A 14,902-nucleotide genomic window follows, 5' to 3' on the forward strand; every position below is an offset into this window, starting at 1 on the left:
GCCGAACGCCCCGGGGGACCCGGGCGGTGCCACGTGGTCTCACGGTGCCGACCTCCTCTGGACGCGGATGTACAGCAGCCCGAAGACGAGGGCGATGAGGATGAGGATGTTGCCGACCGCGGCGCCCGGCCCGAACTGGGGCAGCAGGGTCCCGAAGCCGAGCCGGTAGGACCAGGTCGCCAGGGTCGACGAGGAGTCTCCCGGACCCCCTCTGGTCATGATCCAGATCAGGTCGAACACCTTGAGCGTGTAGACCAGCCCCAGCAGCAGGGTGATCGCCGACACCGGCCGCAGCAGCGGGAACGTGATCCGCCGGAACCGCTGCCAGCCGTCGGCGCCGTCCAGTGCCGCCGCCTCGTACAGCTCCGCGGGGATGTTCTGGAGGCCGCTGTAGAGGATGACCAGGTTGAACGGGATGCCGATCCAGATGTTGGCGATGATGACCGAGACCAGGGCCCAGTGCGGCGAGGTGAGCCAGCCGACCGGTGCCACGCCCACCAGGTGCAGGGCGTAGTTGACCACCCCGGACTCGCTGTTGAACATCCATGACCAGGTCGACGCCGACACGATGAGCGGCAGCAGCCACGGGACGAGGAACAGCGCCCTGAGCGTGGCGGCGAGCCGGAAGTGCCGGTTGAAGAAGACCGCGAGGGCCAGCCCGGCCGTGTACTGGAACGCGATCGAGACGAACGTGAAGACCATCGTGTTGCGCATCGCCGGCGCGAACGACGGGTCGTGCAGCACCTGGGAGAAGTTGTCCCACCCGGAGAACGGCGCGTCGCCCGCCACGAACGACCGTACGGTGTAGTGCCGCAGGCTCAGATCGAGGTTGCGGTAGAGCGGGTAGACGTAGAACGCGGCGAGGTAGCACACGAGCGGGGCGAGGAAGGCCAGCGCGGTCAGCCGGCCCGGCTGGAGCCGGCGGCGCGGCTGCGGGGCGTCGCGCCGGCCGTCGGCGCCGGCCGCCCCGGGCACGGCCGGCGGTCGCCGCGGGTGCGCGACTCTGGCGAGGGTCATGCGAACTCCTGAGTGCGGATGGCGGTGTCCGGGGCGCGCCGCGGGCGTGTGCCGCGGCCACGCACCGGTGACCGGGCCGGGGCGTCAGCCCTTGCCCTTGGCGGCGGTCTGCTGTGCCGTGGTGAGGGCGTCCTTGGGGCTCTTGCCGCCGGACAGGGCCGCCTGCACGGCGTTCCACATCGGCTGCGAGATGGTCGGGTACCTGGTGCCCAGGCCGCCGCTGGTGCGACCGCGCGCGGCGGCCACCGCCTTCACCCACGGCACGAGCTTCGGGTCAGCCTTGGTCTGCCGGCTCTGCACGGACTTGGTGGGGCCCACGTACATCAGCGTCGTGTCGGTGGCCAGCAGGCTCTTCGAGCTGGTCAGACAGGTGACGATCTTCTTGCTGACGTCGTAGCGCCCGGTGTCCTGCTGGACGGGCACGGTGACGAACTCGCCACCGGTCGGAACCGGCGCCGCGCCCCCGTGCTGGGCCGGGATGTTGATGACCCCGTACGGGAAGCCCGCCTTCTCGGCGTTGCCGAGCTGCCAGGTGCCGTTCTCGCCGAAGGCGTAGCTGCCGGTGGCGAACTCCTGCCAGGTGGTGGTCTGGGTGTTGTTCAGGACGTCTTTGGGCGCATACCCCTTGTCGACCCACTGCTTCCACAGCGACAGGGCGGCCACGCCCTGTGCCGAGTCCAGCTTGGTGAGGTCGCCGCCGGCGCCCCAGAACCACGGGAGGAACTGGAAGCTGCCCTCCTCGGTGTTGATGGCGGAGAAGGTGATGCCCTTCTTGCCGGTCGCTTCGACCTTGGCCAGCGCCGCCGTCAGGGAGCTCCAGTCCTTCACCGAGGCGGGGTCGACGTGGGCGGCCGCCAGGATCTTCTTGTTGTAGTAGAGGGCGAGCGTGTTGGCGCCGACCGGGATCCCGTAGGCCGCGCCGTCGAGCGTGCCGGCGCCGATGATGTTCTTCTGGAACGACGCCGTGTCCAGGCCGAGTTCGCCGGTCTTGGTGAGGATCCCGGCCTCCACCATCGTGGACACCACCGGGTTGTCCACCAGCATCACGTCGGGGGCGTTGCCCTGCTGGGCGGCGAGCAGCGCCTTGTTGCCCAGGTCCGTGGTGTCGTACGCGGTGCGCTTGAGCGTCACGCCGGCCGTCCGGCCGCACGACGTGACCCGCTTGCCCCACTCCGAGCCGGCGTCGAGCTGCGGATACGGGTCCCAGAAGGTGTACGTCGAGGACGAGCCCGACGAGGCGGAGCCGGAGCCGCCGGAGCAGGCGGCGACGGACACGAGCGTGCCCACGGCTGCGAGGGCGGCGATCAGGGTACGGCGTGGGTGTTTCACGGGAGCGACCTCGCTGTCGGCGGGTGGTGGCTGAGGGGGCGGACCGGGGCCTTCGAGGGCCGGGGAGCGCGGAACGGGGCGGGTCAGGAGGTGGGCAGCCAGACGCGCATGCTGCCGGAGCGCCGGTTGGCCCAGGCGTAGTAGGGGATCGCGGTCAGCTCGACGGGCTCCCCGGGGGCGGGCCCGCCGGTCGGCGGTGCGGGGTCGACGGCTTCGACGGTGCCGCCTGCGGCTTCGACGGTGCGGTAGGGCCACCAGCCGCCGGCCGGCGCGCTGCGGCGATGACCCGTGGCCAGCACGGTGGTGACGCCGCCGAGCAGGTCGGGACGGTGCCGCAGGGTCAGGCCGTGCGCGGTGTCGAGGACGATGTCGTCGAGCCCGCCGCCCGGGTGGTCCACCTGTTCCAGGCAGTACACGAGCGGACCGCGTTCGATCGCCACACAGCCGCGTACCGCGTCCACGCGCGGGTCCGCCGCGGTGAGCCGCGGAGCGAGGTCGAGTTCCAGGACGACCTTGTCGCCGGGCGCCCAGGTGCGTTCCAGCCGCAGCCAGCCGTCGGCGGCGGGAGCGTCGTCCTGGTCATGGCGGTCGTGCCGGTGGTCGGGCCGGTGGTCGGGCCGGGTGTCGCACCGCACCCGGTAGCTGCGGCACCACTGGGGGACGCGCAGCGACAGGGTCCACGGTGCGTCCCCCGGAGCCTCCTCGACGGTCAGGGTGATCGTGCCGTCCCACGGGTAGTCCGTCTCGGCCCGCACCACGACCGGGCCGCCGTCCGCGCCCTCGATGTGTCCGGTGTGGCGCCCGGTGACGTACTGGTGGATCCGCAGGCCCCGCCCGTCGGCGTCCGTGGTGCACACGTAGTGCTCCAGGCCGGCCAGCAGCCGCATGACGTTCGGCGGGCAGCAGGCGCAGCGGAACCAGCGGGTGCGGCGGGCCGACTGGTCGCCGCCGTGGTCGGTGTGGCCGTCCCTGACCTGGAGCGGGTTGACGTACAGCCAGCGCTCGCCGTCCAGCGAGACGCCCGCGAGGAAGCCGTTGTACAGGGTGCGTTCGATCAGGTCGGAGTAGCGGGCCTCGCCGGTGAGCAGGGCCATGCGCCAGCTCCACTGGATCGAGGCGATGGCGGCGCAGGTCTCGCAGTAGGCGCGCTCGTTGGGCAGCTCGTACGGGTCGCCGAAGTCCTCTTCGTCGTGGTGGGCGCCGACCCCGCCGGTCAGATGGGTCTTGGTCGAGGTCATCGCGTGCCACAACCGCTCCGTGACGGCGCGCAGTTCGGCGTCCGCGGTCTCGGTGGCCAGGTCCGTCGCGGCGGCCAGCAGGTAGAGCTGGCGGACGGCGTGGCCCTCGACGGTGGCGGCCGCGCGCAACGGCACCCGGTCCTGGCAGTAGGCCTCGCCGCCGAGCAGACCGTGGCCGTGCCGCTCGACGAAGTAGCCGGCGAGGTCCAGGTAACGCCGCTCGCCGGTCTCCCGGTACAGCTCCACCAGGGCGGTCTCGACCTCGGGATGGCCGTCGATGCCGTCGATGGGCCGGCCGCTGCCGGGCGCGCCGAAGACCGTGTCGATGTGGTCGGCGAAGCGCCGTGCGACATCGAGCAGTGCGGTGCCGCCGGTGGCACGGTGGTGTGCCACGGCCGCCTGGATCAGGTGCCCCGCGCAGTACAACTCGTGTCCCCAGCGCAGGTCCTGGTAGCGCTGGTCGCCCTTGCGCACCTGGAACCAGGTGTTGAGGTACCCGTCCGGCCGTTGGGCGTCGGCGACCAGGGCGATGATCCGGTCGACGTCGGCGGCGAGCCCCCCGGGCCCGGGATCGGCGCCGGAATCCGCGCCGGGATCCTCGGGCGTGGGGTCGCTCGCGAGGGAGGGCTGCTGGGCGAGCTGCCAGCAGGCGGCCTCCAGCCACTTGTAGACGTCGGTGTCGACGAACGGGTAGGCGCCCTGGTACTCGCCCTTGGTGGTGCCCGCGGCCAGCCGCAGGTTGTGCAGGTTGCCCGCGGCCTCCAGCAGGTCGGGGCCCTGCGGAATGGACGTGCGGGCGTTGACTTCGCGTCGGGTGTGCCAGAAGCCCGCGTCGATGCCGGCGCCGGCCGGACGCAGCGCGGTGCGGGCATCCGGGCCGAGGCGGACCGGACCCGTGGCGGACGACTCGGGGCGTGTGCGGGGCATGACCTCTCCGAGGAGTGGGGGAGGGAACGGGGCCGGCGGCGGCCGGTCGCCCGGGTGCGCGCGACCGGCGCGACCGGCGCGACCAGGCGTGGCGGGCGCGGTGGAGCGTGGGGTGGCGCGGTGTGACGGGGCGCGACATGGCGGTTGCCGTGGGTGTCGTGGCACAGCGGGTCGCGGTTTGCGCAAAGGTTTTCCTGCCCTGAGAGTACAGAGGAGCGGGGTAGGCGGGGTCAAGGGTGATGACGCAAGATTCTCTGTTTTCCCGCTAGTTGCCGGATGCTCAGGTGGTGCGGAGCCCAGGTGGTGGCCCGGGGTCTGGTCCTCGTCCGCGCCGGCTGCGACGATGAAGCGGTCGCCGGGGCAGCGGCGGCGCCGAGGAGGACAATCGAGGGCGACGTCGAGGGCGACGCAGGGAAAGTCAGAGAAAAGGATTGCTCGTGAGCGTTGCGCCAGGTTCTCCCCCCTTCGGCCGGGCCAGACTGACGGACGTCGCCGCGCTGGCGGGGGTCAGTGTGGGCACGGCATCGAAGGCACTGAACGGCAGTGGCCGGATGCGCCCCGAGACCCGGCAACGGGTCCTGGACGCCGTGGAAGCCCTCGGGTTCCGGCCCAACCAGCATGCGCGAAGCCTGCACACCGGCCGGAGCTGGACGGTCGGGCTGATGACCACGGACGGCATCGGCCGGTTCAGCACCCCCGTCCTGCTCGGCGCCGAAGACGCGCTCGGCCTGGGCAAGATCTCCGTACTGCTCTGCGACACCCGAGGTGACGCCCTCCGGGAGCAGCACCATCTGCGCAACCTGATGGACCGCCGGGTCGACGGCATCATCGTCACCGGCCGCCGCATGGATCCCCGCCCCCCGCTGAACGGCGTCGACCCGATCCCGATCGTCTACGCGTTCTCGCCCTCCACCGACCCGGCCGACACCTCCGTGATCTCCGACGACCAGGCCGGCGCCCACCTCGCCGTCGAGCATCTGCTGGCCACGGGGCACACCCGGATCGCGCACGTCACGGGCCCGGAACACCATGCGGCCGCGCGCGACCGCGCCCGGCACGCGGTCCAGCACCTGGAGCGCGCCTCGCTCACCCTGGCCACCGGACGGGTGCACTTCGGCGAGTGGAGCGAGGCCTGGGGCCGCCGGGCCGCCGGCGCCGTGCTGCGGACCGCACCGGACACGGACGCCTTCTTCTGCGGCAACGACCAGGTCGCGCGGGGCGTCACGGATGCGCTGCGGGAGCGCGGCGTGAGCGTGCCGGGGGACATCGCCGTCGTGGGCTACGACAACTGGGACACCATGGCCCTGGCCAGCCGGCCGCCGCTCACCACGATCGACATGAACCTCGCGGAGATCGGCCGGATCGCCGCACTGCGGCTGCTGGAGGCCATCGACACGGGGCCGGTGCCCGGGTTGCACACGGTGCCGTGCCGGCTGGTGGTGCGGGAGTCCAGCTGAGGCCGGGGCCGGGTCGGCGGCGGGGCGTGGGCCCGGCGACGGAGATGTCTGCGTCGACGCGACGCGGACGCCGCAGCACGGCGAGCTGATGTGAGACGTGCGGGGCGAGGCGGGGCGACCGCGACGCGCGTGGGAGCGGGGCGTCCCGTCGTGCGGCCCGCTACCGTGGGAGCTTCCAGGTGACGTGCCACGACATGCTCAGGAGGGGGCCATGGAAGCGGAGTTGGCGACGCTGGCCGCAGCGGGCGCGACGGCGCTGGTGCAGCGGATGGTCGGCGACGGCTGGGAGCGGGCACGCGGGCTGCTGGCCCGGGTGGTCGCACGCCGGCGCGGCAGCGCGGAGGGGGAGACCGACGGCGCGGACGAGGCCGTACGGGAGGCCGAGGGAGAGCTGGACGCCGCACGCGAGCAGTTGCTCGCCGCCCGCGACTCGGGCGACGAGGAGACCGTGGCCGACGTCCAGGCCGAGTGGCGCAGCCGGTTGCGCCGCACCCTGGAAGCGGATCCGACGCTGGCGGCCGAACTGCGCTCCGTGCTCGACGAGCTGACCCCGTCCGCCCCGCAGGACGGGGGCAACATCACCTACACGTACAACACGATGACCGGGGGCTCGCACGGCACCGTGATCCAGGCCGGTTCGATCGGCGCCACGCACCACCACCACACCGGTCCGCCGCCCCAGCAGCCGCCGCGATGAACGACGACGCGTTCCTCGCGCACGTCGCCGACCGGCTCGCCGCTCTGCCCGCCGTGCAGGCCGTCGCGCTCGGCGGCTCCCGCGCCCAGGGTGCTCCCGGGCAGGGCGGCGACGATCCGGGCGGCGGCCCCAGACCGGACAGCGACTGGGACCTCGCCGTCTACTACCGCGGCACCTTCGACCCGGACACGCTGCGTGCGCTGGGCTGGCCGGGCGAGGTGTCCGACCTCGGCGGATGGGGCGGCGGCGTGTTCAACGGCGGCGCCTGGCTGACGATCGACGGCCGCCGCGTCGATGTGCACTACCGCGATCTCGACGTCGTCGAGCACGAGCTCGCCGAGGCGCGGGCCGGGCGCTTCCACATCGAGCCGCTGATGTTCCATCTGGCCGGCATCCCGAGCTATCTCGTCGTCGCGGAACTCGCCGTCAACCGCGTCCTGCACGGGCAGGCGCCGCGCCCGGACGGCTATCCGGAAGCGCTGCGGCGCACCGCGCCGGAGGTGTGGCGCGGTCGGGCGGACACGACCCTGCACTACGCCAAGCACAACAATGCGCCCCGCGGAGGGCTCACCGAGGTCGCGGGCGCCATCGCCATCGCCGCCATGCAGACCGCCCACGCGGTGCTCGCCGCACGCGGCACCTGGGTGACCAACGAGAAACGGCTCCTGGAACGGGCCGGACTCCGCGACGTCGACGCCGTCCTGGCCCGCCTGGACACCGCCACCGACACGCTGGTCAAGGCGGTCGACGACGTGACGGCCCGATTCCGCGCCGCGCTGCCGGACTAGCACGGGGGCGCGCCCTGACAAGGACGCGCCCCCGAAAGGCGCCAAGGCGCAAAAGGTGGTGCCGCTACGCCGACGGCTTCGGCAGCGTGCAGCCCTCAGCGGTCAGGTCGATCTTGTTCCCGGTACCGACGCAGGCCGGGATGATGTACGTCTCCTCGGCGTAGTTGGTGCCCTGGTGAACGGTGACGTTGCCGCTCTCGTCGACCTCACAGGGGTTGTTGACGGTGCACTGCTGGCCGTCCTCGTTACCGGTGTTGTTGACGGCGATGACCTGGCCGGTGGCGTCGTCGACGACCGGGGAGCCCGAGGTGCCGCCGATGGTCTCGCACTCCGGGGTGTAGCGGACGGAGTCCTTCCAGGTCCAGTCGCCCTCCTTCAGCCGGTACACGAAACCGTCGATGTCGCAGCTGTAGGTCTCCTGCCAGTAGCCGGAGACGACGGTGATCGCGGTACCGGCCGTGGGGTGCTGGTCGGACAGGTCGAGCGGCTGGATGCCGGTCTGGTCGGCGATCTGCTGGTAGGTGCTGGTGAGCTGGTACAGCGTGATGTCCGTGTCGGTCATCGTCGAGTACGCCACCTTGCTCGCCCTGAGGGTCGCCACGGAGTCGGCGTTCGCGTCGAGCAGCTGGAAGGTGCGGGTGGAGGACTGGTCGACTATGACCTCACCGGGGTCGGGGAATCCGGTCTCGAGGCAGTGACCGTTGGTCAGCACCAGGGCCGGGTCGGTGGGTTGCGAGTTCGGCATCCGGATCAGCGATCCCGAGCAGTTGCTGAGCCCCACGGTGCCGGCGAAGTCGACCGCGCGGACGGTGGGGTGGTGGGCGTCCTTCGCGCGGGTGTGCGCCGGGGCGGTCGCGCTCGCGGACTTCCCGACGCCGTCCGCAACCCGGCTCAGGTCGCCGGACGGGCTGGTGGCGAACGCGGGGGCGGCCCCGGCGCCGAGCAGCAGCAGGGTGCAGAATGCGCCGACGAGAGGTCTTTTCATGTGGGGGGTCCTCTTCGGTCCGTGTTTCCCTGTGGATGCGGTGCTGTTGGCCCGCATTTGTCATGCGCATTCTTTACGGCGCGGCGGCGCAGGACAACGGTACGAAGGAAGACTCCGAACTCCATCGCGCCCGAACGGCCCGTCACCAGCGGTAAGACGGCCATCCGGCAGAGCGCGACTCGCCGGCGGTGCCCGGCGGACAGTGGCTCGCGGTGCGGAAGGATTGCTTCCGATCAGCTGTTACCGCGGCCGGGGCAACGGTGACGGCACGGCGCGTGGGCGGGCGTCACGCCGACAACGCACTCGACCACGCGGGTGTGACCCCCGTGAGGCGGCACAGTGCCAAGTAGAGCGGGATCGGCGGGGTGTACGGCACGGTCCCGTCCGGGCGGTGGACCAGGTGCGGCGGGCGGCGTGCGTCCTGGACGAGTGCGCCGGTGGCGTACCGCGCGGGAGCGGGCCATTCCAGGGCCACGTCCGAGTCGGACGGCACGATCCACCACCAGGAGGCCCCGTCGCCGTAGATGCAGCCGACCCGGGGCAGCCGGTCGAGGACGCGGCGACCGTAGACGGCGGGGAGGGCTACGGCGTCGTAGCCGAGCGGGGCGGTCATGCCCTCCGGCATGATCAGCCGGGCCGGGGCCGACTCCCGTGGCCGGCTTCTGCGTGAGAGGCCGACGAGCGTGTCAAGGCTCAGCAGGGACGGTGTCATGACACCCATTCGGCCCCCGTTCCGCGGACGGTGTCCGCTTCGATCCCCGTTCGATGGTCCGCCGTACACGGCAGCTCCGCCCACACCTGGAGGCCCGAGCCCCATTCCTGGGCGCCCCAGGCGCTGCACACGGCCGCCACGAGGAGCAGCCCCCGGCCGTGCTCCTCGCCGTCACGTTCGGCCGAGCGGCAAGGGGGCGCGTCCGATGTGCATCCCTCGTCGCCCACCGTGATGCGCACCCGGTCCGTCTCGTCGGACAGCTCGCACACGATCTGCCGCGACGAGGTGTGCACGATGGCGTTGGTGACCAGCTCCGACACCACCAGGGCCGCCGAGTCGCAGGTTTCGTCGGACACCTGCCAGGCCGTCAGCCAGGTCCGTGTCATCCGCCTGGCCTGTGCCGCCGCGCAGGGCTCGGCAACCAGGCCGAACCGTAGGCGGCGCGGGTTGACGTCGATGCCCACCGGACGCACCGCCCCGGCGGTATCACTACCGGTGCCGGAGTGGGGGGCTGCTGCTCTGGTCGACGCGGGCGGAGTCACGCTTGCCACTATCTCCCCGCCGTGAACACTTGGCAAGTGGCACTCTGAAAATTGCAGAGTGCACTGTGTCTGTGCGAAAGCCCATGGCACACTGCTCGCAGCAGCCCGCACGCGTGGGCGATCCCGGTCTGCTCACGGGCCTCCGGACCGCTCCGGCGGCCGGCGCGGATGCAGGTGGGCCTGACCTGAAGAGCTGACTAGGTGGAGGTGGGACGTGAGCGAGCCGCGGTCCGCACCGACGGTTGGGCAGGTCGTCCTGGGCAGGCGCCTACAGGACCTGCGTGAACGCGCCGGCCTCAAGCGCGAGGAGGCCGCGGGTGTGCTGCGTGTCGCCCCTGCCACCATCCGGCGCATCGAGATGGCCGAGGTCGCCTTCAAGATCCCCTACGTGCAGATGCTGCTCCAGGCGTACGGCGTCGGCGACGACGAGGCGGGGGCCTTCGTCAAGCTCGCCGAGGAGGCCAACAAGCCAGGTTGGTGGCAGCGGTTCCACGACATCCTTCCCGGCTGGTTCTCGATGTACGTCAGCCTGGAAGGTGCGGCCAGCCTCATCCGGTCGTATGAACCCCATTTCGTGCCGGGCCTGTTGCAGACCGAGGGCTACGCCCGCGCCGTGCTCCAGTCCGGTGCGATCGGCCAGACCCGGCCCGAGGACATCGAGCGGCATGTGGCGCTGCGCATGCAGCGGCAGGCGTTGCTCGCTCGTGAGAACGCCCCGCGGCTCTGGGCCGTCATGGACGAGACCGCCCTGCGCAGGCCGGTGGGGGATGCAGATGTGATGCGGGGGCAGATCGACCGCCTGTTGGAGGCATCGAAACTGCCCAATGTGACGATTCAGGTTGCCCAGTTCGCGTCGGGACCTCACCCCGGCACGTATGGGCCCTTCGTGCTGTTCCGATTTCCCGTGCCGGAACTCCCCGACATGGTTTACAGCGAGTACCTGACCGGTGCCGTCTATCTCGACGCGCGCCATGAGGTGGCAACCCATCTCGAGGTCATGGACCGCATGGCGGCGCATGCCGCCACAGCACATCGCACAAAGGAGCTCCTGAGGGATCTCCGCAAGGAGTTGTGAATGCATCAGCCCCCCAACCGCACCCCCATATACAACGGAATGCCATCCAGGGATCTGGGGACCGAGGGCTGGCACAAGCCCTGGAGCGGCGGCAACGGCGGAAATTGCCTGGAAGCGATGAAACTCGCCGACGGCAGGGTCGCAGTCCGCCAATCCGCCGATCCGGACGGTCCTGCACTCATTTACACCGTCGGCGAAATCACCGCGTTCATCCTGGGCGCCAAGGCCGGCGTCGCGGATTTCCTGTTGTCCTGAACGGGCCCTGAACGGCTCGCATCCCGGCGCCCCTGAAAGGGTGCGGATGCAGAAAACGGTCGGCTACGGAAAGCGGCCGGCCACGGGCTGACGGTGACGGGTAACGCGTCGCGATGGCGTACGGCAGAGCGTCGTCACCGTCAGTGAATTAATGATCACGATCGTTGTTTGTCGTTCTGTTTTCCCTGTCGTTGTGTTTCTCCTGTTGTTTGTGTTTCTCCTTGAGGTGCGTTGTTCTCGCTGCTCTGCCCTCGGGAGATGCTGCTTTGCCCCTCAGCGGGGTCGGTTCCGGCCGGCTCAGGCCGGTGGCAGGGTCGCGCAGAGTGCGTCCAGGGCGGCCTCGTAGGCGTGCTCGGGCGGGGTCGCATAGCCCACGACGAGGCCGTCGGGTGCCGGCCCGGTGGCCGCGGGGTGGCGGAAGTCGGCGAGCCCCGACAGGGCCAGGCCGCGGTGCTGCGCGGCCAGCAGGGTCGGCCGTTCGGTACCCGGCGGCAGCCGCAGTACCGCGTGCAGCCCGGCCGCGATGCCGGTCACCGCGACATGCGGGGTGCGCGCGGCGAGCGCGCCGACGAGCTGATCGCGGCGGCGCCGGTAGCGCTGCCGCATGCGCCGCACATGACGGTCGTAGCGGCCCGACTCGATGAAGTCCGCGAGCGCCAACTGGTCCGTGAGGTTCGTCCACATCTCCCGCTCGCCCTTGACCGCCAGCACCGCGTCGACCAGCCGCACGGGCAGCACCATCCAACCGATCCGGAGCGCCGGTGACAGGCTCTTGCTGACCGTGCCGACATGGATCACCCGCTCCGGGTCCAGGCCCTGCACGGCGCCGATCGGCCTGCGGTCGTAGCGGAACTCGCCGTCGTAGTCGTCCTCCAGGACCAGGGAGTCATGGGTGCGGGCCCAGTCCACGACGGCCGACCGGCGCTCCGGGTGCAACGGGCCGCCGATCGGGAACTGGTGCGCGGGGGTCAGCAGCACCGCGCGCTCCATCGCCAGCGTGGCCACCTGTGCGCCGTGCTCGTCCACCGGCAGCGGCCGACTGCGTACCCCCGCGGTCCTCAGCAGCATGCGGTGGTGGGCCAGGCCGTAGGACTCGACGGCGAGCGGGCCGCGCAGCACCTCCGACCCGGGCATCCCGAAGAGCAGCCGCAGCGCATGGCTGAAACCGGAACAGATCACGATGCGACCCGCATCTGCACGCACCCCCCGTACGCGGGCCAGATACTCCGCGAGCGCCTCGCGCAGTTCGATGCGCCCCTGGGGGTCACCGGGGCCGAAGGCGTCGTGGGGCGCGGCGTTCAGTGCACGGCGGTACGAGGTGAGCCATGCGGCGCGCGGGAAGGAGGCCGTATCCGGGCTGCCCGGCCGTAGGTCGTGCCGGGGGCGGTGGGTCGGGGCAGGGCCGCCCCCGGCCCCGGATGGGCGGTCGGCCAGCGGTTCGGCCCGCTCGGCGACCCGGGTGCCGGAGCCTTGCCGCGCGGTGAGCCAGCCCTCCGCGATGAGCTCTGCGTAGGCGTCGGCGACGGTGTTGCGCGCCATGCCGAGGTCGGCGGCGAGGGAACGGTACGGCGGCAGCCTGGTGCCCGGCGCGAGCCGCCCGGTGCGCACGGCGTCCCGCAACGAGTGGATGAGCGCGGCGCGACGTCCCCCCTTGCCGCGGGGGTCCGCCAGCTCGATATGCAGGTCGGAACCGAGACGTTCCGCGTAATTGACCCACGAGTCGGTCATGACCCGCACAGTATGTGGTGGTCTTTCAAGGGTCTTACGCGCCCCTGAACGCACCACCTTGGGCGCTGAGTGCGCCGTGGTGCGCCCCCTGCGAGCGCGGCGCACGTCGTACGTGTGCGCGCTCCCCGTGACGGGCTCCGACACCACGCCGTCGGCCACGCCATATGGGCGGTGTATGGGCGGTATGTGGGCGGTCATGCCGTCATGGGGCGGTCGTACGGACCGATCGGTGCGGGAAGCCGCCTCGCGCCCGTCAGCTCCCGGTCCACCGCCGAGGCGGCGGCGCGGCCCTCGGCTATGGCCCAGACGATCAGCGACGGGCCGCGTGCCGCGTCACCGGTGACGAAGACGCCCGGCGCGGAGGTGGCGAACTCCCGATCGCGGGCGATCGTGCCGCGTTCGTCGAGGGCGAGGTCCAGCTGGTCGACGATGCCGTCGGCGCGGTCGGGCCCCGAGAAGCCCAGCGCCAGGAGCACCAGGTCGGCGGGGAGTTCGCGGTCCGTGCCCGGCTGGGGCCGGCGCTCGGCGTCGACCTCCACCAGGTGCACCGCACGCACCCGTTCCGCCTCGTCGCCCGTGAACCGCAACGTGGACGCCGCGAACAGCCGCGCGTCCAGGTCCGCGGCCGGCGCGGTGCGCAACTCGCGCGCCTCCTCGTGCGCGGCCTCCATCCGGTAGATCTTCGGATACGTCGGCCAGGGCTCGGCGGCCTCGTCCCGCTCGACACCCGGCTGCGCGTAGATGTCGAGCTGGGTCACCGACCGGGCACCGTCGCGGATCGCCGTCCCCAGGCAGTCCGCACCCGTGTCGCCACCACCGATGATCACTACGTCCCGTCCGGCCGCGCACAGCGGCGAGACGTCCAGGTCGCCCTCCTGCACATGATTGGCCAGCGGTAGGTACTCCATCGCCTGGTGGATGCCGGCCAGCTCGCGTCCCGGCACCGGCAGCTCCCGCCAGGAGGTGGCACCCATCGCCAGGACCACCGCGTCGTAGCGCGCGCACAGCTCCCGTGCGCCCAGGTCCCGGCCCACGGCCGTGGCGGTGCGGAACTTGGTGCCTTCCGCGCGCATCTGCGCCAGGCGCCGGTCCAGGTGGTGCTTCTCCATCTTGAACGACGGGATGCCGTACCGCAGCAGCCCGCCCGGCCGGTCGTCGCGCTCGTACACGGCGACCGTGTGCCCGGCCCGGGTCAGCTGCTGGGCGGCGGCGAGCCCTGCGGGACCCGAGCCGACCACCGCGACGGTCCGGCCGGTGAGCCGGTCCGGGGGCTGCGGCGGCGCGTAGCCCTGCGCCCAGGCCTGGTCGGCGATGGCCACCTCCACGTTCTTGATGGTCACGGCGGGCTGGTTGATGGCCAGCACACAGCCCGGTTCGCACGGTGCCGGGCACAGCCGGCCGGTGAACTCGGGGAAGTTGTTGGTGGCGTGCAGGCGCTCCGCTGCGGCCCGCCAGTCGCCTCGGGCGACCAGTTCGTTCCACTCCGGAATGAGGTTGCCGAGCGGACAGGCCTGGTGGCAGAACGGGATCCCGCAGTCCATGCACCGCCCGGCCTGTGCTCGGACGATCGGCAGCAGTTCACCGGGCTCGTACACCTCGTCCCAGTCGCGCACCCGCTCCTCGACGGGGCGACGCGGCCGGTCCTGGCGCGGGGTCCGGAGGAAGCCCATGGGGTCGGCCATGATCGACTCTCCTGGCAGCGTGGCCCGTGACCGTGCGAGCCGACCGCGTCCGGAGGCGCCGGTGCCCCCGGTGGCCCACGAGCCTCGGCGGTCTCGTCGTGCACCTGGCGTGCCTCGGTGGTGCCCGCCTGCCCGCCTGCCCGCTTGCTTCGGCTGCCCGGCTGGCCTTGATCCTGTGGACGGTCCTGAGGGTCGTGGACGGTCCGGGTGGCGTGCCTGACCTGGCCGGCCGGCCTCGCCCGCCGGGGTGGCCCGGGTGATCTGCTGGTCCGGGAGCGGCGGCATCGGGGGCAGAGGTACGGGGCCTCGGTGTCCGCACGGTCCATGCGGTCGTAGCGGATATGACCGCATATCGGGCGTTTTCTCCACGGTACGCCCGAGGGGGGCCGGCACCGGAGGGCCCACAGGAGCGGATGCGGTGGCGTGCCGGGTCGCCAGGAAGGGGCGGGTACGGGCGGACGCCGGTTCGG

Annotated in this window: 13 protein-coding genes; 5 read left to right on the forward strand and 8 right to left on the reverse strand. The window is 71.8% G+C overall.

From position 1 onward, the window contains the following. Positions 1 to 39: 39 nt before the first annotated feature. The 3 genes from NQO67_RS25345 to NQO67_RS25355 form a co-directional block, all read right to left on the reverse strand. Positions 40 to 1,017 (reverse strand): carbohydrate ABC transporter permease, encoded by a 978-nt coding sequence (locus tag NQO67_RS25345; RefSeq protein ID WP_255952553.1) that lies wholly within the window; start codon positions 1,015 to 1,017, stop codon positions 40 to 42. 84 nt (positions 1,018 to 1,101) lie between these two features. After that, the gene (locus NQO67_RS25350; RefSeq protein ID WP_255952554.1) at positions 1,102 to 2,346 is read right to left on the reverse strand and encodes a sugar ABC transporter substrate-binding protein; all 1,245 of its coding nucleotides are present in this window, start codon (positions 2,344 to 2,346) and stop codon (positions 1,102 to 1,104) included. A gap of 83 nt (positions 2,347 to 2,429) precedes the next feature. Beyond that, complete coding sequence (locus NQO67_RS25355) at positions 2,430 to 4,511, reverse strand: glycoside hydrolase family 127 protein (protein WP_255952555.1); 2,082 nt, start codon at positions 4,509 to 4,511, stop codon at positions 2,430 to 2,432. Between the two features lie 437 nt (positions 4,512 to 4,948). Between NQO67_RS25355 and NQO67_RS25360 the strand changes: the two genes are divergently transcribed. The 3 genes from NQO67_RS25360 to NQO67_RS25370 all read left to right on the forward strand — a co-directional run bounded on the left by NQO67_RS25360 (position 4,949) and on the right by NQO67_RS25370 (position 7,453). Further along, the gene (locus NQO67_RS25360; RefSeq protein WP_255952556.1) at positions 4,949 to 5,968 is read left to right on the forward strand and encodes a LacI family DNA-binding transcriptional regulator; all 1,020 of its coding nucleotides are present in this window, start codon (positions 4,949 to 4,951) and stop codon (positions 5,966 to 5,968) included. A 211-nt stretch (positions 5,969 to 6,179) separates the two neighbouring features. After that, positions 6,180 to 6,665 (forward strand): hypothetical protein, encoded by a 486-nt coding sequence (locus NQO67_RS25365; protein ID WP_255952557.1) that lies wholly within the window; start codon positions 6,180 to 6,182, stop codon positions 6,663 to 6,665. Next, the gene (locus NQO67_RS25370) at positions 6,662 to 7,453 is read left to right on the forward strand and encodes a nucleotidyltransferase domain-containing protein (RefSeq protein WP_255952558.1); all 792 of its coding nucleotides are present in this window, start codon (positions 6,662 to 6,664) and stop codon (positions 7,451 to 7,453) included. The genes NQO67_RS25365 and NQO67_RS25370 overlap by 4 nt, the downstream gene beginning before the upstream one ends. Positions 7,454 to 7,517: 64 nt before the next feature. Here the strand turns inward: NQO67_RS25370 and NQO67_RS25375 are convergent, their stop codons facing one another. The 3 genes from NQO67_RS25375 to NQO67_RS25385 all read right to left on the reverse strand — a co-directional run bounded on the left by NQO67_RS25375 (position 7,518) and on the right by NQO67_RS25385 (position 9,623). Further along, on the reverse strand, positions 7,518 to 8,438 hold the full coding sequence (locus NQO67_RS25375; protein WP_255952559.1) for a trypsin-like serine peptidase: 921 nt from the start codon (positions 8,436 to 8,438) through the stop codon (positions 7,518 to 7,520). Between the two features lie 286 nt (positions 8,439 to 8,724). After that, positions 8,725 to 9,159, reverse strand: coding sequence for a hypothetical protein (locus NQO67_RS25380; protein ID WP_255952560.1), 435 nt, complete (start codon positions 9,157 to 9,159; stop codon positions 8,725 to 8,727). Continuing rightward, positions 9,147 to 9,623 carry an ATP-binding protein gene (locus NQO67_RS25385; protein ID WP_255952561.1) on the reverse strand — a complete coding sequence of 159 codons (477 nt, stop codon included), beginning with the start codon at positions 9,621 to 9,623 and terminating at the stop codon, positions 9,147 to 9,149. The genes NQO67_RS25380 and NQO67_RS25385 overlap by 13 nt, the downstream gene beginning before the upstream one ends. Before the next feature lie 283 nt (positions 9,624 to 9,906). Here NQO67_RS25385 and NQO67_RS25390 point away from each other — a divergent pair, with 283 nt between their 5' ends. Together NQO67_RS25390 and NQO67_RS25395 are read left to right on the forward strand one after the other, a co-directional pair. Next, a complete protein-coding gene (locus NQO67_RS25390; RefSeq protein WP_255952562.1) occupies positions 9,907 to 10,767 on the forward strand; it encodes a Sco1979 family transcriptional regulator in 861 nt (286 codons plus the stop codon). Then, complete coding sequence (locus NQO67_RS25395; RefSeq protein WP_255952563.1) at positions 10,768 to 11,022, forward strand: DUF397 domain-containing protein; 255 nt, start codon at positions 10,768 to 10,770, stop codon at positions 11,020 to 11,022. Between the two features lie 297 nt (positions 11,023 to 11,319). Here NQO67_RS25395 and pdxR read toward each other — a convergent pair whose 3' ends face one another. Continuing rightward, positions 11,320 to 12,750, reverse strand: a complete 1,431-nt coding sequence (gene pdxR, locus NQO67_RS25400) for a MocR-like pyridoxine biosynthesis transcription factor PdxR (RefSeq protein ID WP_255952564.1) — start codon at positions 12,748 to 12,750, stop codon at positions 11,320 to 11,322. 194 nt (positions 12,751 to 12,944) lie between these two features. Beyond that, on the reverse strand, positions 12,945 to 14,432 hold the full coding sequence (locus NQO67_RS25405; protein ID WP_255952565.1) for a glutamate synthase subunit beta: 1,488 nt from the start codon (positions 14,430 to 14,432) through the stop codon (positions 12,945 to 12,947). Positions 14,433 to 14,902: the final 470 nt, after the last annotated feature.

Origin of the sequence: Streptomyces odontomachi (assembly GCF_024435355.1) — a bacterium.
GTDB lineage: Bacteria > Actinomycetota > Actinomycetes > Streptomycetales > Streptomycetaceae > Streptomyces > Streptomyces odontomachi.